Below are 21,468 nucleotides of genomic sequence, written 5' to 3'. Positions count from 1 at the left end.
GGAGGCACTCGGTCCCGGGTCCCGCCGCCGTTGGCACGCCGGCGGCGCTATGCTGACCTTCCTGCGGGTGCCTTTTTGACCGGTCTCGCAACTGCCGACTGACCTTCGCTTCGCTACGGCACAGACGGCATTTTTTCTGTTTAAGAGCTAATGGCTCCGCCCTCGCGCGGGCAAGGGTGAAGTCCCGGAAGATCCGGGACCGGCCGGCGCGGTTTCCCCGACCTTCCGCGCGGATCGCTGCGAAAATTCTCACGCTTCAAATCGCTTGTGCAGGCCGGGTGATCCCCCTCCGCCCCGCCGCCCTTGTCCTTGCTACCCCGGTCTCGCCGACGGCAGGGCGCAGGCGCGAGGTGCGCTCTGCGCCCATGAAGCCAAAAGGAGATCAATCATGTCGGCCAAGCAAGCAGAAACCGTTGTTGAGAGCGGGATGCAAATTTTCGTCCCACTCAGCAAGCTCAAGAAATCCCCGAAGAACGCCCGCAAGACGCCGCATGGCGAAGCCGCTATAGAAGCGTTGGCGGGCAGCATCGCCGCCAAGGGGATGTTGCAAAATCTTGTGGTCGAGCCCGAGCTCGATACTGACGGTGCCGAGACCGGGTTTTATCTCGTCACCGTCGGCGAAGGACGGCGGCTGGCGCAATTGTTGCGTGCCAAGCGCAAGCAGATCAAGAAGTCGGAACCGATCCGCTGCGTTCTCGACACCGCGAACGATCCGAAAGAAATCTCTCTCGATGAAAATGTCACGCGGAGCGACATGCATCCGGCGGATCAATTCGAGGTGTTCAAGTATCTCGCGGAAGAAAAAGGTTATGGCGCGGAAGAAATCGCGGCTCGGTTCGGCGTCACCGCGCATGTCGTGCGCCAGCGGTTGCGGCTTGGTTCGGTCTCGCCAAGGCTGATGCAGGTCTATCGTGACGGCGACCTGACCTTGGATCAGTTGATGGCCTTTGCCCTCACCGAGGATCATGTGCGGCAGGAAGACGCCTTTGAACGTTTACTCCACAACCGCGAGCCTTATGCGATCCGGCGATTGCTGACCGAGACTAATGTTCCAGCGCGGGATCGCCGTGCGCGCTTCGTCGGGCTGGAAGCCTATGAGGTGGCGGGAGGGACCATCCTGCGCGATCTGTTCTCGGAGGATCAGGGTGGCTACCTGGAGGACGCCGCATTGCTCCACCGTCTGGCCAAGGAGAAGCTGGAGGGCGCGGCTGCGGAGCTTTGCGAACGGGAGGGTTGGAGATGGACGGAAGCTCATCTTGATTATCCGCATTCGCATGGCCTGCGGCGGCTCTATCCGTCACCGATTGACCTCTCGCTGGAGGACGCGGCGGCCTATGCGGCGGCGCAGGCGGCCTACGACGCTCTCACGGTGCAATTCGAGGGTGTAGAGGAGTTGCCCGACGACATTGATGAGCGGTTTGGCGAGCTTGAGGCCGAGATCGAACGGATCGACGCCAAGCGCGAGGCCTATGCTCCCGATGTCGTCAATCGTTGCGGCGCGTTCGTGATACTTAATCATGACGGGATACTGCGGATCGAGCGCGGCTTTGTCCGTCGTGAGGACGAGCATCTGCACTTCGACAGTTCGGCAACGGGCGCGGACGAAGTCAATGGCCGCTCAGGAATGGACGGCCTTGAGGAAGGCGGGCTGTCGGTCGGACATGACGATGAGGCAGCAACCGGCAAGCCATTGTCGGATTTGCTGGTGCGTGATCTGACCGCGCACCGCACGCTTGGTCTGCGCATCGCGCTGGGCGAGCAACCGGACGTGGCGCTGATTGCGGTCATCCATGCCATAGTCGCGCAGACGTTTTATCACCAAGCCGTGTCATGCCTCGACATCCGGCCCACAAGTGCCGCACTTGCGACCCATGCCGAGGGCATTGAGGATACCGTTGCCGCAACAGCGTTGGCGGATCGCCATGACCGATGGGCAGTGCAACTACCAGAATCGCCTTCCGATCTCTGGAGCTTCGTTGTTGAACTCGATCACGACAGTCGCATGGCGCTGCTCGCACACTGCGCGGCGCTGACCGTGTTCGCGGTCAGAGTGCCATGGGATAAGAGGCAGCGCGCGTTGGCGGCAGCGGATACGCTTGCGACAGTGCTTGCTCTCGATATGAGTCAACATTGGCTGCCGACGGCGCGATCCTACTTTGGCCGTGTCGCCAAGGACCACATCATCGCCGCCGTTAGTGAGGCGGTCGGGCCGGAAGCCGCTGATCGCATTGCGGCCATGAAGAAGGCGCCGATGGCGGAAGCCGCCGAACAGCTTGTCGCCGGAACCGGGTGGCTTCCCCGGATCATTGCGGGTCCGGCCATCGTTCCCGCGTCTACTAACGGGGTGACTGATGCTGAGCATACCGCTGACGCCGAGGGCATGATCGCGGCGGAATGAACTGGCGGAATGGGGGACCGGAGGCCGTTATGCGGCATCCGGTCCCGTATTCGGTGGCGTTGCCGGTCGAAGAACTCAGCGTTGCCGAGAATCTGATCAAACGCTTTAACGTATGTGACACGTTTTAACGTGTATCGTCCATTGATAACAACTATTAGGTGCCATGATGGGTTTGTTCAATATTGCAGGAACAGTGACGGCTCTCGGTCAGAGCCAGTTCGATAACATTCATACAGTTTACGCCTATATCGAAATTACCGAGCCTTCTGGTCGTCGCGTTCAGATCGATAAGGTGGCGGTTTGCAACGACACAGCCGCGTTGTTGGCGATGGAAACGAGTGGTGAGTTTTTCTTCGACAAAATGTTCGTATATGGGCGGCGGTATCATTGCCAGCTCTGGGGCATCAAATCCGACAACATGGCCGTGATGGATCGCACCAATGTACGGATAATGGTGATGTGGCATCATATCATCCTTGGATTGCTGTTGATGCCAATTGGCTTCCTCGGGTCGTTCTGGCTCTTCCCCGGTCTTGGCCATCTGATCACAATTCTGTCGGGTCGGGTGAACCGGCAAGAGCGATTCTACGGATCGAACCCCGCTGAAATCCAGCGTTTGCGACAGCAGCAGGCAGTACGTATTTGAAGTCTATGCGTGCAGGATTGGTCGCCGGTGTGCTGGGAGCGTATGTCTTTGTCGCGCAAGCTGCGCAGGAGACATACGTCTATGCTCCCACCCACGGACCGTCTTGCGACGATCGATCGCGCGAAGGGTTCAATCAATGGCGCTGCCCCGGTCCGGTTGGTTACGTGGCCGAGTATATGGACGAGGGGAACATCGCCGGCATTGCTATCTGGCGGCCGAATGCACAGCGCGCGTCATCGCACGCGGTGTCATGGCGAGGTGCTGGGCGGGTATTCGGTGAGAAGCTCGAGTGGCGGCTCAGGGAAGGGCATCCTCATGCGGCGATCCTCCGCATCTGGCGGCTTGTGACCGACGCGAACGGTCGCGATCACGAATTTGAAGAATTGATGATCCTCAAAATTGCCCCGTCCGGAGCCTGCCGTGTGGCATCGGTCAATGCGCGGCAGCCGCAAGCGAACGAGATCGCGCAAAGAATGTCGGACGGTGCGGCCACCGCGCCATGCGTTACGGAGCCGTAGCGAAATGCACTTTCGCTCATCCTTCACGCCCGTGGCGTGATAGCAAGACCCAGGTGGACACCGGTCAGGCAACATTGGCCGATCCGCAACAATGCCACGCGCGGAATCCGTCGGGTGACTCAATACGCCAACGGAAGGCCGCCATGCCTATGACGTATGATCCACGCTCCGCAGTCTCTCCATCCGGCGGGACCGCTCTGCGGCTAGAACGGTACCGACCGTTTGATGACGGTACCTATCGATCCGCCGCGATCGTGGTCAGCTTGCGGTCGCAGCCAAAGCTTTTCTGTCAATGTGGTCGATAGTGTCCGAGAACCGCCCGATCTGGCGATAGCTGAGATGCAATCGTCTGCCCGGCTGAATCTCGCGTTGCGCTCATGATCGCCGCGGATGGGTGCATGTCAAAGTGAACGACGGTCCCGCACGGCGAAACAACCGCGGGCCGCTGCGACAGCCAAGATTCCGCGGGTCACCTGCTCGGGTGATGTGCGCTGTCACCACGACGCGGTGGCATCGTTGCGGTCAAGCTCGTCCAGACGTTGAATTCCCGGCCGTCCATTTTGCATGGGTTCATCACGGCGGCGCACCGCCATTGTCAGCGAGGTAAAGTCATCATGACCTTGATCCCTTGCGGCTCGGTCGGGTTGCTTGAGAGTCTCCACTTTCGAATACCGGCCTGCAAAGAATCCGTTGTCGTGAAATCGATAGCCGAGATCAGCCGTCCGTTTGCCTGATGCGGTCACGCAGATGTTGGGCCTCTGACGATGGACGGTATCGCCGAGCGGTAAAGGGCCTTTTGGCCCCGATCGTTTCCCTGCAACGGCGAGTCCAGCTTTTTTCCCCGCCACGCTACGCGTGTCTCCTCGCGCAAGACAAAAAAGCCGTCCTGTTCGCCGTCCTCCGCTTCGCTCCGGCCTCCGGTGCAGGTCGATCGCCGCCCGGCGCAAGGACCGTCATCGAGGCCGCAATCAGGCGAGCCCGACAGCAAACGGAGAGACGATCATGGCGACCATCGGAACATTCACCAAGAGCGACAACGGCTTTGCGGGCGCGGTCAAGACGCTCAGCCTCAATGTCAAAGCGAAGTTCGTCCCGACCGAGAAGGAAAGCGACAAGGCTCCCGACTATCGCATCCTCGCCGGAGCCGTCGAGTTTGGCGCCGCCTGGAAAAAGACCGCGCAGAACGGCCGCGAGTATCTCTCGGTTCGTCTTGATGATCCTAGCTTCGCCGCTCCGATCTTTGCCAACCTGATCGAGGGTGAAGACGCGAGCCACCAGTTGATCTGGTCGCGCCGCAGCGCCGACTGAGCCGCACCCGGCGCGGTCGCTTCCGGCCGCGCCGGTCCTCATCACCTCACATCGAAAGACATCACCGATGAGCAAGCATCTCAGTGCGAACCCGCGCGCCGACATTTATCAGCGGGTCACCGACACCATCATCCGTGATCTGGAGCAGGGCACCCGCTCGTGGATCAAACCCTGGACCACAACGTCCAAAGACTCGGATTCAATCCGACCGCTTCGCCGCGATGGCACACCCTATCGCGGCATCAATGTTCTCATTCTCTGGTCCGAGGCGATAGAGCACGGCTACTCGTCCTCGACATGGATGACCTACCGCCAGGCCCAAGCCCTCGGAGCGCAGGTTCGCAAAGGCGAGCATGGCGCAACCGTGGTCTATGCCAAGACCATCGAACGGGCCGAAGATGATGCTGTGACCGGCGACGCGACGGTGACGCGCATTCCCATGCTGCGTGCCTACACTGTCTTCAACACCGATCAGATCGATGGCCTGCCGGCGCCGACACCGGCTCAGCCGTCCCCGATCAAAGAATCCGTGTCCACTCGGATCGAGCTCGCCGACGCCTTCATCGCCGCGACCGGGGCGACCATCGTGCACAGGGGCAACCGCGCCTGCTATATTCCGTCCGCCGACCGCATCGAAATGCCGCCCTATGCGCAATTCATCGATACGTCGACGGCGAGCGCCGCCGAAGGCTATTACGCGACGGTGCTGCATGAACTGATCCACTGGACCTCGCCACCGCATCGCTGTGACCGCGATCTTGGCAAGCGCTTTGGCGACCACGCATATGCGCGCGAAGAACTCGTCGCCGAGATAGGTGCCGCATTTCTCTGTGCCGACCTCTCCATCACGCTCGAACCGCGATCCGACCACGCGGCCTACCTTGGCAGTTGGCTGACCGTGCTCAAATCAGATAAGCGCGCGATCTTTGCCGCCGCAGCCCTCGCGCAAAAGGCAGTCGATTGGCTCACCGGTCTCCGGTGAGCCACGTCAACGCGCCAAATCTACCCCCGATCTCACCATCGTCCGTGACGGATCGACGAGGACTCGGGCCGCATAGGCTATGGAGCAGCGCGCTGATGTCTTGCAATCGGAAACCATTTGAACCCGAACCGGTCATTCGCCTATACGTCAAAACGTTTATTATACGCTATAGCGTGTGGCGAAATTGTCATCAGGATGGTTCATCCTGATGAATGGCGAAGCGAGAAGTTCTATCAGCCAAACGGATTCTGGCCCGCAATCTGCGGCGGCTGAGGCTCGAACGGGCGCTATCGCAGGATGACGTCGCGGCCGAGGCGGATTTGCGGCAGGCGCTCATCAGCGCGATCGAGGTCGGGACCGCAAATCCCACGCTGGAATCGCTGGACCGCCTGGCATCCGCGCTTGGGGTCGACCTGGCCGTCCTCTTTGATCGGACGGCGCGCTAAACAACACTGCCTTGACAGTATTGCCGGCTATGTGTGCCCCCCGCCGTGCACCAGCTGGACTACCGGAAATTAAATTTGGCGAACTTCGACGGAGTGACCGTTTTCAATCGGACCGGCCACGCCTGATCGATGCGGCTCGTTTCATGAAGGCAAGCGTCTGAGCTTTCGAGGTTGTCGTATTGCTCGGCGCAGTCCGAGATGCCGGTTTTGTTGGTTGAATGGCTGGCTGCTTCGCCTTTGAGGCGTACTTGCTTTTGGTTCGTGCCACAGAATTCTGGTCGCCGGCGCGGCTCGGCGGTTTGTTCGGAATGACGCGGGTACGCTCTGCTTGGCCGATCCGAGGGGAGGCCCAACCGGTTGCGTGAGTTTTGGTGGACGCCCGGGAGGCCGGCGACGTGGCATCTGACCGCTTGCGCCATACGGTTGACGACAGTGTCCCGATCGGAATTGCGCGGCCGTCACTGCCGTGGGCGCCAGCGGCAAGCAGCAGCCGCGACATGTCGCCCCACGTCAAACCGCGGGCTTCCACCGCATCGAACCAGTCAAGATGGTCGTTAACAACCCGCGCCAGCTTCTTTCGACCGCCGCCGGGCAGCATCATGTCCTCGGCAATCGCCTTGGCACCAGCTTCGATCTGCTTGTTTGTCAGCACCCAGACAACCCCTGTGACATTGTCCTTCATATAGGGACACACTTCGACTTCTGCAAATCCCTGCAGAATAATGCACCATTGTTGAATAGAAATGCAGAAGAGAGCAGAAGATTGAAGGCTTCACACCTATGCATCTGCGCTGCACGACTCGGAATTTGAGGTTTAAACGACCACTGCGCCTCGTTGGATTAATCTGTCCGGGACGTTGCCGAACAATGCGTTCAAGCCCTCTGCCATTGTCGGATGCGTGAGAATGGCGTCTCGGAGGCTCGTGTAGGGAAGGTCTGCTATCATCGCGATCTGGACGGCTGCCATCACTTCGCCGGCGTCCGCGCCGATCATGGCGAAGCCGACGATGCGGTCATCATCATCGACAAGAGCCTTCATGAACCCGATCGTTTCCGACGTCGTCCTGGTTCGCAATACTGCCCGCATTGGTAGTTTCGCCACGCGCACTTTTACGTCATTGTCGCGCGCTTCGCGCTCGCTCATCCCTATTCGGGCGAGGGGCGGGTCGATGAACATGCAGTAGGGCACGAGCCTGCCCTCGGTCGTCCGGTTTTCGCCGCCCAAGTTATCTCGGATGACGCGGAAGTCGTCGAGGGAGACGTGGGTGAACTGCGGACTCCCGGCGCATTCGCCAATCGCCCACGTATCGGGCGCTGTGGTCTCAAGGCGTTCATTGACACGGATGTAACCCCGATCGGTCAGTTTAATGCCAGTCTCTTCAAGACCGATTCCCCGCGTGTTGGGTGTTCGGCCGGCTGCGATCAGGATGTCGGAAGCATCGAGAGTCCTTTGGCTATCAGAAGCGACTACCCGAGCGCGCACGTGTTCGCCGGACTGCCCTTCTACCTGCTCGACCTTAGTGGACAGCAGCACCTCTATTCCTTCCGCCTCCAGGATGCCCCGGATTTCCTCGGAGACCTCCGGGTCTTCGCGGCCCGCCAGTCTTGGACCATGCTCAACAATAGTGACGCGGCTGCCGAAGCGGCGGTATGCCTGCGCGAGCTCGAGTCCGACGTATCCGCCGCCGAGAACGATGAGACGATCCGGAATTCGGTCGAGATCGAGGGCCTCGATGTTCGTGAGCGGTTGAGACTCGGCCAAGCCAGGCACTCCTGGAATGCTGGCGTGCGTTCCGAGGTTGAGGAAAAGCTTGTCGGCGATAAGCCGCCGCGTCCCGCCATCGTTTAGAGAAATTTCGACGGTCTTCGGTGCAACGATACGCGCGCTCCCCATGATGAGCTCAGCGCCGCTTGCTTCATACCGCTCCAGGTGAAAAGCAACGAGGCCGTCGACCATGGCTCGCTTGCGCTGCAGGACCTTCGCCATATCGACCGATATTGGACCGGTTCTGACGCCGAACTCTCCTGCGCTGGCGGCGATTTTGGCGACGTCGGCACTCCAGATTTCGTTCTTGCTGGGGAGACAATTGATGTTGGGGCAGGAGCCACCGATCCAGCGACGTTCGACCACCGCCGTCCGCTTGCCAGCCTGGGCCAAGTGCCATGCGAGGTACTTGCCGCCCTCGCCACTACCGATGACAACTACGTCGTATCGTTCTGGTTCGGGCATCGCGACCTCCTGATTTAGGGCACTTTCACCACTGCTGATCCCGACGTGGAGCCCTGAGTCGTTGTCATCGTACGACTGACGGTGGGTTGGCTGCCGACACGGGATATCCCAGTCCAACGAGCCAAGGAGAATTCAGCGGCTCAAGGGCCCGCGCCAGATGTATCGTCTTCGATCATGGAGCTGTGCTTGGAGCCGAAGGATATCCATAACGGCACGGTGACGAGTACAATTCCGCCGAGGAGATTTCCGAGGGCGGCAGGAAGGATGCTCCAACCTAATGCCGCGATCCATCCGGGGCCCATTCCCGCCCCGGCAGCGAGCGAAAAATACGCCATGTTTGCCGGGCTGTGTTGAAATCCCGCAGCGACGAATAGCGACACAGCGAGGAACACGGGGACGAACTTGTCGATGATCGTACGCCCCATGGTGGCGAAGAAGGCTGCTAAGCCCACGAGCCAGTTTGCGAGCATCCCGGATAGGACGGCCTGAATCCATCCATTGATACCGCCGATTTCGCGATACGCCATTTTGGTCGAGACAATTTCCGCCAGCCGCGAAGCCATTTCGGGCGGGTAGGACTGCACTGTCGGCACGAGATAACCAATTGCCAGCGCGCCGACCAGATTGGCGACAAATGCCAATACCCAGAATCGTCCCGCTTTCGCCAGGAGGGCTCCCTTGGAATAGTGAAGTAAGGTCACGGGCATGACGACGTTGATTTCCGTGAACAGTGCAGCTTGCGACTGAATCACGAAAAAGAATCCGGCGCTAAACCCGAGGCCCTCAAGCAGTCGCCGCGGGCCTTGCGTCTCCACCCCTGCGGAGAGAAGCACCGAGAACAGCGCTCCCAGGGCGATCAGTGCGCCAGCATATGCCGCCATTACGCAGACATGAGTGAATGGTGCATCCAGCATCCGCCGTCCGCTAGACATCGCCATCGCCTCGATGGCGTGCCTTGCATCAAGATACTGGGCCGGCGGCACGTTGGTCGCCCGGTCGGATGTAGATTGTTCCGCGCCCATCGACTGTCTCCATGGTCCTGCGTCGAAGACTTGTCCGAGAACTCACAATTTCACAGTCTTCAATCGGAGCGCGTTGCCCACGACGCTGACTGAAGATAGCGCCATCGCCGCCGCGGCAATAATGGGGGACAGCAGCAATCCGAACGTCGGATAGAGGACGCCGGCTGCGATCGGAATTCCGGCAGCGTTGTAGATGAACGCGAAGAACAGATTCTGCCGGATGTTGCTCATCGTCGCTTCGGAGAGACGGCGAGCGCGAACGATTCCCATCAAGTCGCCCTTAAGAAGGGTTACTCCCGCGCTTTCCATCGCGACGTCGGTGCCGGTGCCCATCGCGATGCCGACTTCGGCTGCAGCAAGGGCAGGGGCATCATTTACACCATCGCCGGCCATTGCGACAATGCGACCCGACTTCTGCAGATTGCTAACGACTGTACTCTTCTGATCCGGCAGCACTTCTGCCTCCACATCGGGGATGCCGAGTCGTTTTGCGACCGCATTTGCCGTCGTTCTATTGTCGCCGGTCAGCATAATAACCTTGATGCCTTCAGCCGCCAGCGCCTTCAAGGCATCGGGCGTCGATTGCTTCACTGGATCGGCGATTGCAAAGAGGCCCGCCAACTGTCCATCGAGTGCGATATTGATCACGGTTGCACCTTCACCGCGCAGGATTTCGGCTTGTGGCTCCAACGTTTGTGTCTCGATACCTAACGATTTCAAATAGGCCGCATTGCCCAGCAAGACAGATTTGCCATCCACCCTGCCGGTGACGCCTTTGCCTGTCGGCGAGTCGAATTCCTCCACATTGATCAATGTCAGATTCCGCTCTTTCGCTGCCCGTACAACGGCATCGGCCAGCGGATGCTCGCTGGAACGTTCGACACTGGCCGCCAATCGCAGGAGTTCATCTTCTTGAAATCCCGCGGCGGAAACGATGGAGACGACCTTTGGCTTGCCTTCGGTGAGCGTGCCCGTTTTATCGACCACCAGGGTGTCAACCTTCTCGAGACGCTCCAGCGCTTCGGCGTTCTTGATCAACACGCCAGCATGGGCGCCACGCCCGACGCCAACCATGATCGACATCGGGGTCGCCAGCCCGAGGGCGCACGGACAGGCGATGATCAGAACGCTGACAGCCGCGACGAGACCGAACGCCAGGCGGGGTTCAGGCCCGAAAATCCACCAGGCGGCGAAGGCGACAAGCGCTGCGACGATGACTGTTGGAACGAACCATCCGGCAACTTGATCAGCCAGCCGCTGAATCGGCGCGCGCGAGCGCTGCGCCTGCGCCACCATCTGCACGATCTGGGACAACATAGTATCGCGCCCGACCTTCTCGGCCCGCATCACGAAGCTTCCAGATTGATTCAGGGTGCCTGCGATGACCTTAGCGTCGGTCTCTTTGGTGACGGGCATGGATTCTCCGGTCACCAGGGATTCATCGAGCGATGAGCGCCCCTCAAGAATAATGCCGTCGACCGGTACCTTTTCACCGGGACGGACACGCAGCCGATCGCCGACGTTCAGGCCGTCGAGCGGGACTTCATGATCGGTGCCGTCCTCCGCAACGAGGCGCGCCGTCTTCGGGGCGAGGTCGAGCAGAGCCTTGATCGCGCCCGACGTTGCCTCGCGGGCACGCAATTCGAGCACCTGGCCCAGCAACACCAGAACGGTGATCACTGCCGCCGCTTCGAAATAGACGGCAACGGCACCATCGTGTCCGCGAAACGCGAGTGGAAAAATCTGCGGGGCGACCGTGGCGACGACGCTGTAGACGTAAGCGACCCCAGTCCCCATCGCGATCAGGGTGAACATGTTGAGGTTGCGGGTCAGCAGTGACTGCCAGCCGCGCACGAAGAACGGCCAACCCGCCCAGATCACGACCGGTGTCGCCGAGACGAGTTGTATCCAGTTTGACAATGTTTGGTCGACCCAGCCGTGGCCGCCGACCAAATGCCCGCCCATCTCAAGGATGACTGCAGGCAGGGCGAACACCAAGCCTATCCAGAACCGCCGGGTCATGTCCGCTAACTCGGGATTCGGTGCGGCGTCCAGAGTTGCCACTTCGGGCTCCAGAGCCATGCCGCAGATCGGGCAGCTGCCGGGTCCGATCTGCCGGATCTCGGGATGCATCGGGCACGTGTAGACCGTGCCTTCCGGAACAGGCTCTTTCGGTGCGGCCTTGGACTTATCGAGATACGTTTCGGGGGCGGCGGCGAACTTCGTGCGACAGCCGGCCGAACAGAAATGGTAAATGTGACCTTGGTAATCGAATCGGTGCTTGCTCGTCGTCGGATCGACGGTCATCCCGCAAACTGGATCCATGACCTTTCCGTCTCCCGAAACGGGATGGTGGTGATGCTCATGAGCGTCGTGATCATGGCCGCCACCGCAGCAAGCTGCTTTGGTTTCGTCGGGGCCCGGGGCCGCGCTTGCCTTCGAGGAGCAGCCGCATTCGCCCTTGGAATTAGCCTTTTCCGGATTGGACATCTAAGTCTCCTGTGGGACTTGCAACTCATACCCTATGGGGGTATATAGGACGAATGCGCAAAGACATCAAGACTTCGTGCCAGAAACGCCTCAGCCGAATTGAAGGGCAGGTGCGCGGCCTCGCCAAGATGGTGGATGAAAACCGGTACTGCATCGATATCGTAACGCAGATATCCGCCGTTCGTGCCGCTCTGCGCCGTGTTGAGGAAGAGGTGTTGAAGGATCATGTCGCCCATTGCGTCGAGCATGCGATCGCGAGTGGCGACAAAGCAGATCAGCGCCGCAAGATTGCGGAGTTGATGGCGGTGGTCGGTAGGGCGGAACGATAAGCTCTAGGTTCCATCTTGGCGGTACAAGGTTTAGCGACTATGGTTGCAAATTCGGATACGGCAAATCGAGGGTACTAAGCGTTAATGCTGCTCGGACTTACCAGGACGCAACGGCGGAAAGCAGGGTGGTTTGTCGCCCTGGCTTATCTGTTTTGCGCGCTGGCACCGACGTTGTCCTTCGCCTTACCAGGCAGTCAGGCAACGCCTTACTGTCTGACCGACGAGGATCATGTGCCGGGCATGGTTCACGTGCACAACGATCATGTGCATAGTGAAGGCGCGATTCACGTCCATAAAGGCGGGAATGCTCATCCTCATTCCGGCATCGAGACCCACGCGGGTTCATCCGCCGATCATAATGCGAGCCTTGTCGCATTGAAGAGTGATGCCGGTTCGACAAAGGCACCGCATTCGGCGGATGGAAAGTGTTGTGGCCTAATTTGCGTCACCGCGCTCCCCGCGCCGACACTCCTCGCCGTGGCACATCCGTCAGTGCCGAAGGCCATCCAGGCTTCAGACAACCATCGGAAGCTTGCGGACAATTCGCCCCCACAGCTTTATCGTCCCCCCAATTCCTGACCTGACAGCAGCGTGACGCGGCGCCGTACCCGTTCGGGGTACGCGCACCTGTGGTCCATCGTCAGTTCAGGAAACATCTATGTCAGCGCAAATTGGGGCGATCGTCGCCGCCGTTGGTTCGGTGGTGCGCAAAATATTCGGAAGAACACTTAGAGCATTCGCAGGCGTGGCTTTGGCGGCCATGACACTGGGCGGCTGCACGGTACCGACTGGGCCGCTCGTCGGCGCAGATCCTGCTGATGCTGGGGCAAAAGTCGCGGGCGTCGGCTACCGATCGACCATCGCTCCTTATACAAGCCTCCGCCCGACCACGCCTACCGGCTGGGCGGAGCAGAACCAGCGCGTCACCCCGTCACCGAAATCCGGGCACGAGCACTAGGAGCGCGTCATGAAAATTATCCGTGGCGTGCTGCCGCATCAGAGCCTCCTCCGAAGCAATCGGTCGGTGTTGGCACTCGCCGTTTCCCTCCTTCTTTCTGGTTGTGCGACCTTCTCGCCGGATCGGGGAATGGGCGTCGTTGTCGATGTCGCCGATCATACGATCAAGAAGGATGTGATCGCGATCCGCTCGGTGGATGAGGCGCAGCAGACCAGCGACAGAGTCAAGCATTTGCTACGCCGGACGCTCAATGTTGATACCGCCGTTCAGGTCGCGCTGCTCAACAATCGCGGCTTGCAGGCCGCATACAATGAATTGGCATTGGCGGAAGCCGATCGTGTCCAGGAAAGCCTGCCGCCCAATCCGACGTTCTCAGTCTCGCGCATTTCGGGCAATGGCGCGACCGAGATCGAGCGCCAAGTCGTGGGAGACATCCTCGCACTTGCGACGCTACCGTTCCGATCCGAAATCGCAAAACAGCGTTTCCATCAGGCACAGCTTCGCGCCGCATTGGAAACACTGCGCCTTGCTGCCGATGTCAGACGTGCTTACTACCGCGCGGTTGCCGCAAACGAACTGGTCGGCCTTCTCAGCGACGCTAAGAGCACCGCCGAAGCCACCGCGCAACTGTCGAAAAAGCTTGGCGAGACTGGCTCTCTCAACAAGCTCGATCAGGCACGCGAGCAGGTCTTCTATGCGGAAACCACGGCGGACCTTGCGACGCTGCGTCAGGAGGCAACCAGTTCGCGCGAAGTTCTGGCGCGACTGTTGGGCCTGTGGGACGGAGATCTGAATTTCAAACTGCCGAGCCACCTACCGGCTTTGCCGCCGCGCCCGCGGACCTTACCGCGCATCGAAGTGGACGCCGTTGAACACCGGATCGATCTGCAGATCGCCCGTATCGAACTCGGCGCGCTTGCAAAATCCCTGAACCTCACCGAAGCCAGCCGATTCGTCACGATGCTGGATATAGCTGGTATCGATCGGAAGACGCGCGATCCGGAAGGTGCACCGTTCCGTGAGCGTGGATTTGACATCCAGTTCCAGATTCCGATCTTCGATGGCGGCGAGGTGAGAGTCCGGCAGGCCACGGAGACCTACAACCGGGCTTTCAACCGTCTGACCGAGAAGGCCGTCAATGTTCGGTCGGAAGCGCGCGATGCGTACCGCACTTATCGCTCGTCCTTTGAAATTGCCAGCCAGTATCAGCGCGAGGTCCTGCCGCTGCGCAAGATCATCACGGAAGAGATGCAACTGCGTTTCTCAAGTATGCAGGTCGACGTTTTCGCGCTGCTGACGGAAGCGCGTCAACGCATTGCCTCGTTACGTGCGGCCATCGAAGCCAAGCGGGCTTTCTGGTTCGCACAGTCCGACCTTCAGACCGCCGTCAACGGCGGCGGCTCTGGAGAAACACCAACGGAATCCCGTTCGACGACGACCGCCCAAGCTGGCGGCGGCAGCCATTGATGGAGATCAACATGCTATCGCGAAGAGGATTTTTGGGAACAGCTGCGTTGGTTAGCGCGAGCGCCGTCAGTGGCCGCGTGCAGGCGGCAAACATTCCGGAAGCGCCGAACATGGACAAGGTGACGATGCAGCCGCCGCTGCACCCAACCAGCGGTCCGGACTATCGCCCGGTTGTCACCCTCAACGGTTGGTCGTTGCCTTGGCGGATGAATGGCGACTGGAAGGAATTCCATCTTGTCGCAGAGCCCGTGGTGCGGGAGTTCGCCGACGGCATGAAGGCGTATCTTTGGGGCTACAACGGCCAGGCGCCGGGGCCGACGATCGAAGCGGTTGAAGGCGACAAGGTCCGCATCTTCGTCACCAACAAACTACCCGAACATACGACAGTCCATTGGCACGGCATGATTTTGCCGAGTGGCATGGATGGCGTTGGCGGATTGACCCAGCCGCACATCAAACCGGGCAAAACCTTCGTCTACGAATTCGAGCTGAAGAAGAGCGGGACATTCATGTATCACCCGCACTCCGACGAAATGGTGCAGATGGCGATGGGCATGATGGGGATGTTCGTCGTGCACCCGCGCGACCCGTCCTTCCGCCCGGTCGATCGCGACTTCGTCTTCATCATGAGCACCTACGACATCGACCCCGGCACTTATCTGCCGAAGGTCAACGAGATGACCAATTTCAACATGTGGACCTGGAATAGCCGCGTGTTTCCTGGGATCGATCCGTTGCCAGTCCGTCTCGGCGACAAGGTTCGTGTCCGGATCGGCAATCTCACGATGACCAACCACCCCATCCATCTCCACGGACACCACTTTGCCGTCAGCTGCACCGACGGCGGCTGGGTTCCCGAAAGCGCGCAATGGCCGGAGACGACGACCGACGTACCTGTCGGCGCGGTTCGCGCGTTCGACGTCGTCGCCGACAATCCCGGCGACTGGGCGTTTCACTGCCACAAGTCGCATCACACCATGAACGCCATGGGACACGATATGCGCAACATGATTGGCGTCTCGAAGAAGGATTTGGCCAAGGCGGTCGGCAAGCTGGCACCTGACGCCATGGTGATGGGCTCGACCGGGATGGCGATGGGCGAGATGGAAATGCCCGCACCCGACAACACACTGCCGATGATGACGGGCTCCGGGCAATTCGGACCGATCGAGATGGGCGGAATGTTTACGGTGATGAAGATCCGCGAAGGCATGGCCCGCGACGATTACAGCGATCCCGGCCCCTACAAGAATCCGCCCGGCACCGTCGCATATGAAGTCGATGCTCCGGCTGCGGAGCCGGTCCGACCGCAGAACGACAAAGATGCTGCGGGCGCTGCAAAGATGAAAGGCATGAAGATGAAGGGGATGTGAACCGCCACTGCACGAAGCACAAATCGCGACCAACAAAGGAGATTGACATGAAAGCACTTCATCGAACCGGCGTCGTATTGTGCGCCACCATGCTTCTCTCGGCATCGGCATGGGCTGGACCAGGGCCCGCGGGACATCACGACGAAACCTACTCCGCCGGTGAACCCGGAGATACGACGAAGCCCGCACGGATCATTCAGGTCACGATGGGTGAACCCGACGGCAAGATGACGTTCATCCCAGCCAAGATCGAAGTGAAGAAGGGCGAACAGGTCAAGTTTATGCTTCGCAACAATGGCGAGCTGGAGCACGAGTTCATTCTCGCTACCACTGCGGAAAACCTGAAGCACGCGGAGGCCATGAAGAAGAATCCGGACATGGAGCACGATGATCCGAACGGCATCCGCCTGGCGCCGAAGAAGACCGGAGAGATCGTCTGGAAATTCACGAAGAGTGGCACGTTTGAATACTCATGCCTGATTCCAGGTCACCGCGAGGCAGGAATGATCGGCACTGTTGTCGTCAAGTAACCCGCTTGATTGCCATGCAGGAAAGAAAAATTCCGACTCCGGATAACAGGACAAACGATCGAGCCATCCGAAAGCTCACTGCTGCCTAAACGTGACCGAGAGCGTGGTCGTCGGAGAACTGTTCATCCTCCGCGACGCGCGCAACAGGGTACAGCGCGGGCAGCGTGAAAGAAGGCCTTCCAAGGGAAGGTGCAGTAACTGAAGAGGAGTAAAAAATGAAAACACGCAACATCATATCGGGAATTGCCGCGATCGCTTTCGCCTTGTCGTTCACCGCAGCAATGGCGCAGGCGGACATGGTGAAGGGTGAAGTCAAAAAGATCGACGAGTCCGCGGGCAAGATCACCATGAAGCACGGCCCGATCAAGAACCTCGATATGGACGAGGACGGCATGACAATGGTGTTCCGCGTCCAGGACCCAGCGATGCTGAAACAGGTCAAGGTCGGCGACAAAGTGCAATTCCAAGCCGAACGGGCGGCGGCTGGCATCACCGTCACCAAGATCGAGAAGCAGAAATAAAACCGCGGCAGTTCGACGTCGCCGACCTCGGGATCGGCGGCGTCGGGCGCGGTTGAGCAGGAGTTACGATGGCGGGATCGTTTGCACAATGGAGTCGCCAATGACCAAGGGCGACATCTGGCACGAACCGAATGCAGGTTCATCCCAAGGCGGTACCGTTGGAGCCTGGGGGGCAGGGAACGTTACCAGTTTCAGTTTGGTAGTCCGGAAGGCGATGGCGACCGACAGTGATGCGCTTGCCGTTCTGGCGGATATCGCAGGAGGAGAGACGCTGGCGTTCATTGCAAGGGGGATCGATCCGACGGCGGATGCCCGGGCGATCTATTGCAAGATGATTGCGAGTGAGACCGGCCTCTTTTCGTACCGAAACTGCCTCGCAGCTGAATCAAACGGCAAGGTCATCGGACTCGCGAATGCATTTCCAGCGCGTATCATTGACAATGACCGAAGCATGACATTGACGGCGCGCGAGGAACATTTGGAGGCGCGGACCCGATTGAACGATTCACGCAGCTATCTGCTCAACAACATAGCCGTGAATCCGGCTTGGCGCAGGAAAGGCGTCGGCGTTCGTCTAGTTGAAGCGGTCATCGCGGAGGCGAAGCGGCAAGGTTTTCGATCGGTCACGCTTCACGTCTGGGCCGACAACACGCGCGCGATAGCCTTCTACCGGGTGCTCGGGTTCCGGAGCGTCCGGCGAGCAAACATACCGTGGCATCCCGAACTTCCTCACGTCGGCGGAAGCCTCCTTTTCAGATTGAACCTGCGATGATCATTGAGACGGCATTGTTCGGCGCGCGCTCTGCGGCGGCGACGACTGAAACAGAACGCGATCGCGACAGGTCGGAAGGATTGCGATGAGCCTTGCCATGCCCCGTCCGCCCGTATCGATGTCAACGGAGAGACCGATCGCAAAGGAAACGTCACCCTCCAAGCGTGACCTCCGGCTGGATCTGTTCCGCGGGTTGGCGAACTGGGCGATCTTCCTGGATCACATTCCGAACAACTTGGTTGCTTGGGTGACCACGCGAAACTACGGCTTCAGCGATGCGGCGGACGTTTTCGTGTTCATTTCCGGGTATACCGCCGCGTTCATCTATGCACGCAGGATGGCCGCGCAGGGATACCTCGCGGGGACGGCCCTGCTGATCCGCCGCGTTTGGCAACTTTATGTGGCGCATATCTTGTTGTTTGTGTTCTACGCCGCGGCCATCGGGTATGTGGCGCAAGACTACGGACATTCCCACCTTCTGGATGAATTCAACGTGGCCGGATTGATCGAGCAACCGGTGGCGACGCTTACGCAGGGACTCCTTCTCAGGTTCAAGCCACTCAACTTGGACGTCCTGCCATTGTACATCGTTCTGATGGCTGGATTTGCACCGTTGCTGATGCTGATGATGCGGGCTCCGAACGCGGCGCTGGCTGCGGCAATCACGGTCTATGTGCTGGCGCGTCATTTCGGCTGGAATTTCCCTGCGCATCCATCTGGCGGCTGGTACTTCAATCCGTTCACATGGCAGCTTCTGTTCACGATGGGCGCTTGGGCGGCATTGGGCGGCGCCTCTCGGGCACAGGCGTTGGCTCGCTCCCGAATGATCCTGACCGCGAGCGTGGCTTTCGTGGTCTTCGCGTTCGTTGTGACGGTCGGCGCTCGCCTTGGGTTATCGACGTTGTTGCCTATGTTCGATGTTCTCAGTGAGAAAACGAATCTCGCTCCCTATAGAATCCTTCATTTTCTGGCACTTGCCGTGATCGTGGTTCGCCTCGTTCCACGAAACTGGAAAGGTCTCGATTCGAAATTGGCCCGCCCGGCCATAGTGTGCGGGCAGAGATCTTTAGAAGTATTCTGCACAGGGATTTTCCTGTCGTTCGTCGGGCATTTCATTCTGGAGATGTATTCGGACCGTCTGCTTACCCAAATTGGAGTGAGCATTGGCGGAATTTTACTGATGACGGCCGTCGCGCTCTATCGGACGTGGTCCCGAACTCTTGACGTGCGTTCTCCCAGGGCATCGGTCGCGCGCTGCAATCGGCCGGAAAAGGGAGGATGAATGATGCACCCACCGGTCATCGCGCAAGCCCGGCAAGTGGTTCGTGCATTGCCACATCCCGCATCACACCGCGAACAACAATGTCGAGCAGCAGGGCGGCGGAGGCCTGATGCTCGTTCTCGACGTGAAATGAACCTCCGCTTCACCGCAACAGGAAAACAAATGTCGAAGACTTCAACGGCTATCATTGCATTGCTCGCAGCAATCTTTTCAAGCGGAGCTGCCCTTGCTCATCCGCAACTCGAGACCTCCGAACCTGCCGTAGGAGCAGCGACGACTGCGCCCAAGCAGATCAGGATCACTTTCAACGAAGTGGTGATACCGAAATTCTCCGGCATCGAGATCAAGGACAAGGCGGGCCGGGCGATTGCGACCGGTAAATCCCAGACGGATCCAGCCGACAAGAAGCGCCTGGTGGTGCCGCTGAAAGAGGAATTGTCTCCCGGCGAGTACAAGGTCGACTGGCACGCCGTCTCGGACGATACCCACCGCGTCAGGGGGACTTATTCGTTCAGCGTGACCCGCTGATGATCGAGGCCTGGCTTATCATCGCACGGTTCTTGCATTATCTGGCGACGACGACGCTCGCGGGGCTATCGTTGTTTCCGCTCTATGCGTTCGCGGGAGCCGAACCGGACGTCTTGGGCCGCTGGCGGCACAGATGGCTGTTGTGGACTGCCGTTGCGGCGCTGTTCAGCGGCCTTTGCTGGTTCGCGTTTGCGGCCGCGAACATGAGCGGCAGCATAAGCGATCTGGTCGATGCGGAGGCGGTGTGGGCGGTCGTCCACGACACGGTTTTCGGTCAGGTCTGGACGCTGCGCATGCTTCTCGCGGTTCTTACGGTTGGCGTCGCGGCAAGGGGTCTCCGTTCGAAGGCGGCGGCGCATCGCCGGAATTAGATGATGCCACTCCTCGCCGCGCTTCTTTTTGTATCGCTGGCCGGGACGGGGCACGCCCAGATCGAGGACGGGTGGGCTGGCGTCATGCACGTTGTTGCCGACGCCGCGCACCTCCTCGCCGCTGGAGCCTGGCTCGGCGGCCTCATTCCGTTGGCGTTGATCCTGCATCGTGATCTCGGGACGGACCTGAACATCGGACCGAAGGACATGGATCGAATTCTGATGCGGTTCTCCGGCATGGGATATGTCGCGGTCGCCACCTTGATCGGGTCGGGCCTCGTCAACAGCTGGTTTCTGGTCGGATCGTTGTCCGGATTGCTGAACACGCCGTACGGCCAAATCCTTCTCGGGAAGCTTGCCCTGTTCGGCGGAATGCTCGCGCTCGCGGTCGCGAACCGGTTCTGGCTCGTGCCGTCGATGAGCGTGCTCCGAACGGGTACGGCAGGTGAATTGGCCATCTGGTCCACAAGGCTGCGCCGTCACGTGCTCGGTGAGCAGTTTTTGGGATACGCGGTTCTCCTGGCGGTAAGTATCCTCGGCACGATGCAGCCGGCTGCAGGACTGTCATGATCGATGTACGAAAGGGATGATTGCGATGAAGGCGATAGGCTTGAAAGGAGGATCAAGATGAATATAGGTGACGTAACGCGACGGAGCGCGCTCGGACTTGTCGCGGCGGCCTTGATTGCTCCGACGGTTTCTGAGGCGGCACAGAGCATTATCATCCGTGTTTACAAGGATCCGAGTTGCGGTTGCTGCTCGGGGTGGGTGCGTCATCTGGAAGCTACGGGGTTCGGCGTCGCGGTTCAGGAAGACACCGACCCCCGGATCATCCGGAAGCGCTGGGGCGTCCCGAGCGATCTGGCCGCATGCCATACGGCCGAAGCGGGCGGATACGTCATCGAGGGACATGTTCCGGCGACGGCCATTCAGCGCTTGCTGAAGGAGCGTCCCGTTGCGACAGGCGTGGCGGTTCCGGGAATGCCAGTGGGGTCGCCCGGCATGGAGGGCGGCAAGCCCGAACGCTACGCAGTGGTTCTCTTCGGACCTAATAGTCGACGTACCTATATGAAATTCGAAGGCATGGGCCCCGTCGGTTGAAGTGGCCAATACGATGTTCTCGATGGCCGTTCGCCTGCATTCGGCAGTATGGATTTTAGCCGGACGTTTGTCTTAAACTTTAACCTGTCTGCACAGGCGTGGCCCGCCAAGCGCGTCCTCGCCATGCTCTGTGATCGCGGGCGCCGTAATGACGCTGATGTTGAATGTACCAGCGAACGAACGGGCAGAGATCGCG

At 59.7% G+C, this 21,468-nt stretch carries 24 protein-coding genes and 1 pseudogene; 20 read left to right on the top strand and 5 right to left on the bottom strand.

Annotated features, from left to right (window positions below):
• The first annotated feature begins 388 nt into the window (after nt 1–388).
• The 3 genes from HMPREF9697_RS04620 (at nt 389) to HMPREF9697_RS04610 (ending at nt 3,562) form a co-directional block, all read left to right on the top strand.
• Nucleotides 389–2,398 carry a ParB/RepB/Spo0J family partition protein gene (locus HMPREF9697_RS04620; RefSeq protein WP_002716001.1) on the top strand — a complete coding sequence of 670 codons (2,010 nt, stop codon included), beginning with the start codon at nt 389–391 and terminating at the stop codon, nt 2,396–2,398.
• 166 nt (nt 2,399–2,564) lie between these two features.
• Nucleotides 2,565–3,044: a hypothetical protein gene (locus tag HMPREF9697_RS04615; RefSeq protein WP_002715999.1), complete on the top strand. Its 480-nt coding sequence runs from the start codon at nt 2,565–2,567 to the stop codon at nt 3,042–3,044.
• A 17-nt stretch (nt 3,045–3,061) separates the two neighbouring features.
• Nucleotides 3,062–3,562 carry a hypothetical protein gene (locus HMPREF9697_RS04610; protein WP_147293877.1) on the top strand — a complete coding sequence of 167 codons (501 nt, stop codon included), beginning with the start codon at nt 3,062–3,064 and terminating at the stop codon, nt 3,560–3,562.
• Nucleotides 3,563–4,056: 494 nt separating this feature from the next.
• Here the strand turns inward: HMPREF9697_RS04610 and HMPREF9697_RS20810 are convergent, their stop codons facing one another.
• Nucleotides 4,057–4,410: a hypothetical protein gene (locus tag HMPREF9697_RS20810; RefSeq protein WP_147293876.1), complete on the bottom strand. Its 354-nt coding sequence runs from the start codon at nt 4,408–4,410 to the stop codon at nt 4,057–4,059.
• Between the two features lie 154 nt (nt 4,411–4,564).
• Between HMPREF9697_RS20810 and HMPREF9697_RS04605 the strand changes: the two genes are divergently transcribed.
• The 3 genes from HMPREF9697_RS04605 (at nt 4,565) to HMPREF9697_RS04595 (ending at nt 6,298) form a co-directional block, all read left to right on the top strand.
• Nucleotides 4,565–4,870: a DUF736 domain-containing protein gene (locus HMPREF9697_RS04605; RefSeq protein ID WP_002715997.1), complete on the top strand. Its 306-nt coding sequence runs from the start codon at nt 4,565–4,567 to the stop codon at nt 4,868–4,870.
• 67 nt (nt 4,871–4,937) lie between these two features.
• On the top strand, nt 4,938–5,852 hold the full coding sequence (locus HMPREF9697_RS04600; protein ID WP_002715996.1) for an ArdC family protein: 915 nt from the start codon (nt 4,938–4,940) through the stop codon (nt 5,850–5,852).
• A 212-nt stretch (nt 5,853–6,064) separates the two neighbouring features.
• Nucleotides 6,065–6,298 carry a helix-turn-helix domain-containing protein gene (locus tag HMPREF9697_RS04595; protein ID WP_002715995.1) on the top strand — a complete coding sequence of 78 codons (234 nt, stop codon included), beginning with the start codon at nt 6,065–6,067 and terminating at the stop codon, nt 6,296–6,298.
• Between the two features lie 103 nt (nt 6,299–6,401).
• Here HMPREF9697_RS04595 and HMPREF9697_RS04590 read toward each other — a convergent pair whose 3' ends face one another.
• The 4 genes from HMPREF9697_RS04590 to HMPREF9697_RS04575 all read right to left on the bottom strand — a co-directional run bounded on the left by HMPREF9697_RS04590 (nt 6,402) and on the right by HMPREF9697_RS04575 (nt 12,040).
• A complete protein-coding gene (locus HMPREF9697_RS04590) occupies nt 6,402–6,980 on the bottom strand; it encodes a hypothetical protein (protein ID WP_002715994.1) in 579 nt (192 codons plus the stop codon).
• Nucleotides 6,981–7,112: 132 nt separating this feature from the next.
• A complete protein-coding gene (locus HMPREF9697_RS04585; protein WP_002715993.1) occupies nt 7,113–8,528 on the bottom strand; it encodes a dihydrolipoyl dehydrogenase family protein in 1,416 nt (471 codons plus the stop codon).
• Nucleotides 8,529–8,668: 140 nt separating this feature from the next.
• Complete coding sequence (locus HMPREF9697_RS04580) at nt 8,669–9,550, bottom strand: formate/nitrite transporter family protein (protein WP_002715992.1); 882 nt, start codon at nt 9,548–9,550, stop codon at nt 8,669–8,671.
• A 42-nt stretch (nt 9,551–9,592) separates the two neighbouring features.
• Nucleotides 9,593–12,040 (bottom strand): heavy metal translocating P-type ATPase, encoded by a 2,448-nt coding sequence (locus tag HMPREF9697_RS04575; protein WP_002715991.1) that lies wholly within the window; start codon nt 12,038–12,040, stop codon nt 9,593–9,595.
• 53 nt (nt 12,041–12,093) lie between these two features.
• Between HMPREF9697_RS04575 and HMPREF9697_RS04570 the strand changes: the two genes are divergently transcribed.
• The 14 genes and pseudogenes from HMPREF9697_RS04570 (at nt 12,094) to HMPREF9697_RS04525 (ending at nt 21,272) form a co-directional block, all read left to right on the top strand.
• A complete protein-coding gene (locus HMPREF9697_RS04570; RefSeq protein WP_002715990.1) occupies nt 12,094–12,369 on the top strand; it encodes a metal-sensitive transcriptional regulator in 276 nt (91 codons plus the stop codon).
• A gap of 84 nt (nt 12,370–12,453) precedes the next feature.
• On the top strand, nt 12,454–12,948 hold the full coding sequence (locus tag HMPREF9697_RS20320) for a hypothetical protein (RefSeq protein WP_002715989.1): 495 nt from the start codon (nt 12,454–12,456) through the stop codon (nt 12,946–12,948).
• Nucleotides 12,949–13,027: 79 nt separating this feature from the next.
• Nucleotides 13,028–13,327 carry a hypothetical protein gene (locus HMPREF9697_RS20315; protein WP_002715988.1) on the top strand — a complete coding sequence of 100 codons (300 nt, stop codon included), beginning with the start codon at nt 13,028–13,030 and terminating at the stop codon, nt 13,325–13,327.
• Between the two features lie 9 nt (nt 13,328–13,336).
• Nucleotides 13,337–14,794, top strand: coding sequence for a TolC family protein (locus HMPREF9697_RS04565; protein WP_002715987.1), 1,458 nt, complete (start codon nt 13,337–13,339; stop codon nt 14,792–14,794).
• 11 nt (nt 14,795–14,805) lie between these two features.
• Nucleotides 14,806–16,167: a multicopper oxidase family protein gene (locus HMPREF9697_RS04560; RefSeq protein ID WP_002715986.1), complete on the top strand. Its 1,362-nt coding sequence runs from the start codon at nt 14,806–14,808 to the stop codon at nt 16,165–16,167.
• Nucleotides 16,168–16,214: 47 nt separating this feature from the next.
• A complete protein-coding gene (locus HMPREF9697_RS04555) occupies nt 16,215–16,697 on the top strand; it encodes a cupredoxin domain-containing protein (protein ID WP_002715985.1) in 483 nt (160 codons plus the stop codon).
• Between the two features lie 215 nt (nt 16,698–16,912).
• On the top strand, nt 16,913–17,218 hold the full coding sequence (locus HMPREF9697_RS04550) for a copper-binding protein (RefSeq protein WP_002715984.1): 306 nt from the start codon (nt 16,913–16,915) through the stop codon (nt 17,216–17,218).
• Between the two features lie 100 nt (nt 17,219–17,318).
• Nucleotides 17,319–17,990: a GNAT family N-acetyltransferase gene (locus HMPREF9697_RS04545; protein ID WP_002715983.1), complete on the top strand. Its 672-nt coding sequence runs from the start codon at nt 17,319–17,321 to the stop codon at nt 17,988–17,990.
• Nucleotides 17,991–18,075: 85 nt separating this feature from the next.
• Nucleotides 18,076–19,272 carry an OpgC family protein gene (locus HMPREF9697_RS04540; protein WP_002715982.1) on the top strand — a complete coding sequence of 399 codons (1,197 nt, stop codon included), beginning with the start codon at nt 18,076–18,078 and terminating at the stop codon, nt 19,270–19,272.
• A gap of 16 nt (nt 19,273–19,288) precedes the next feature.
• Nucleotides 19,289–19,405 (top strand): annotated as a pseudogene (locus HMPREF9697_RS20805) (multicopper oxidase domain-containing protein); the annotation flags it as partial.
• A gap of 29 nt (nt 19,406–19,434) precedes the next feature.
• A complete protein-coding gene (copC, locus tag HMPREF9697_RS04535; RefSeq protein WP_002715981.1) occupies nt 19,435–19,800 on the top strand; it encodes a copper homeostasis periplasmic binding protein CopC in 366 nt (121 codons plus the stop codon).
• Nucleotides 19,800–20,171: a hypothetical protein gene (locus tag HMPREF9697_RS21415; RefSeq protein WP_002715980.1), complete on the top strand. Its 372-nt coding sequence runs from the start codon at nt 19,800–19,802 to the stop codon at nt 20,169–20,171. Before copC ends, HMPREF9697_RS21415 begins: the two co-directional genes overlap by 1 nt.
• Before the next feature lie 3 nt (nt 20,172–20,174).
• Complete coding sequence (locus HMPREF9697_RS21410) at nt 20,175–20,741, top strand: CopD family protein (protein ID WP_002715979.1); 567 nt, start codon at nt 20,175–20,177, stop codon at nt 20,739–20,741.
• Between the two features lie 57 nt (nt 20,742–20,798).
• Entirely contained in the window at nt 20,799–21,272 is a 474-nt protein-coding gene (locus HMPREF9697_RS04525) for a DUF411 domain-containing protein (RefSeq protein ID WP_002715978.1), read from the top strand.
• The last annotated feature ends 196 nt before the right edge of the window (nt 21,273–21,468 follow it).

Origin of the sequence: Afipia felis ATCC 53690 (assembly GCF_000314735.2) — a bacterium.
Lineage (GTDB): Bacteria > Pseudomonadota > Alphaproteobacteria > Rhizobiales > Xanthobacteraceae > Afipia > Afipia felis.
This window is presented reverse-complemented; position numbering and strand designations above follow the sequence as displayed.

Coding starts and splice junctions, on each gene's coding strand:
- HMPREF9697_RS04620 (WP_002716001.1), top strand. CDS start 389: ATGTCGGCCAAGCAAGCAGAAACCGTTGTTGAGAGCGGGATGCAAATT.
- HMPREF9697_RS04615 (WP_002715999.1), top strand. CDS start 2,565: ATGGGTTTGTTCAATATTGCAGGAACAGTGACGGCTCTCGGTCAGAGC.
- HMPREF9697_RS04605 (WP_002715997.1), top strand. CDS start 4,565: ATGGCGACCATCGGAACATTCACCAAGAGCGACAACGGCTTTGCGGGC.
- HMPREF9697_RS04600 (WP_002715996.1), top strand. CDS start 4,938: ATGAGCAAGCATCTCAGTGCGAACCCGCGCGCCGACATTTATCAGCGG.
- HMPREF9697_RS04595 (WP_002715995.1), top strand. CDS start 6,065: ATGGCGAAGCGAGAAGTTCTATCAGCCAAACGGATTCTGGCCCGCAAT.
- HMPREF9697_RS04590 (WP_002715994.1), bottom strand. CDS start 6,980: ATGAAGGACAATGTCACAGGGGTTGTCTGGGTGCTGACAAACAAGCAG.
- HMPREF9697_RS04585 (WP_002715993.1), bottom strand. CDS start 8,528: ATGCCCGAACCAGAACGATACGACGTAGTTGTCATCGGTAGTGGCGAG.
- HMPREF9697_RS04580 (WP_002715992.1), bottom strand. CDS start 9,550: ATGGGCGCGGAACAATCTACATCCGACCGGGCGACCAACGTGCCGCCG.
- HMPREF9697_RS04575 (WP_002715991.1), bottom strand. CDS start 12,040: ATGTCCAATCCGGAAAAGGCTAATTCCAAGGGCGAATGCGGCTGCTCC.
- HMPREF9697_RS04570 (WP_002715990.1), top strand. CDS start 12,094: ATGCGCAAAGACATCAAGACTTCGTGCCAGAAACGCCTCAGCCGAATT.
- HMPREF9697_RS20320 (WP_002715989.1), top strand. CDS start 12,454: ATGCTGCTCGGACTTACCAGGACGCAACGGCGGAAAGCAGGGTGGTTT.
- HMPREF9697_RS20315 (WP_002715988.1), top strand. CDS start 13,028: ATGTCAGCGCAAATTGGGGCGATCGTCGCCGCCGTTGGTTCGGTGGTG.
- HMPREF9697_RS04565 (WP_002715987.1), top strand. CDS start 13,337: ATGAAAATTATCCGTGGCGTGCTGCCGCATCAGAGCCTCCTCCGAAGC.
- HMPREF9697_RS04560 (WP_002715986.1), top strand. CDS start 14,806: ATGCTATCGCGAAGAGGATTTTTGGGAACAGCTGCGTTGGTTAGCGCG.
- HMPREF9697_RS04555 (WP_002715985.1), top strand. CDS start 16,215: ATGAAAGCACTTCATCGAACCGGCGTCGTATTGTGCGCCACCATGCTT.
- HMPREF9697_RS04550 (WP_002715984.1), top strand. CDS start 16,913: ATGAAAACACGCAACATCATATCGGGAATTGCCGCGATCGCTTTCGCC.
- HMPREF9697_RS04545 (WP_002715983.1), top strand. CDS start 17,319: ATGACCAAGGGCGACATCTGGCACGAACCGAATGCAGGTTCATCCCAA.
- HMPREF9697_RS04540 (WP_002715982.1), top strand. CDS start 18,076: ATGAGCCTTGCCATGCCCCGTCCGCCCGTATCGATGTCAACGGAGAGA.
- copC (WP_002715981.1), top strand. CDS start 19,435: ATGTCGAAGACTTCAACGGCTATCATTGCATTGCTCGCAGCAATCTTT.
- HMPREF9697_RS21415 (WP_002715980.1), top strand. CDS start 19,800: ATGATCGAGGCCTGGCTTATCATCGCACGGTTCTTGCATTATCTGGCG.
- HMPREF9697_RS21410 (WP_002715979.1), top strand. CDS start 20,175: ATGCCACTCCTCGCCGCGCTTCTTTTTGTATCGCTGGCCGGGACGGGG.
- HMPREF9697_RS04525 (WP_002715978.1), top strand. CDS start 20,799: ATGAATATAGGTGACGTAACGCGACGGAGCGCGCTCGGACTTGTCGCG.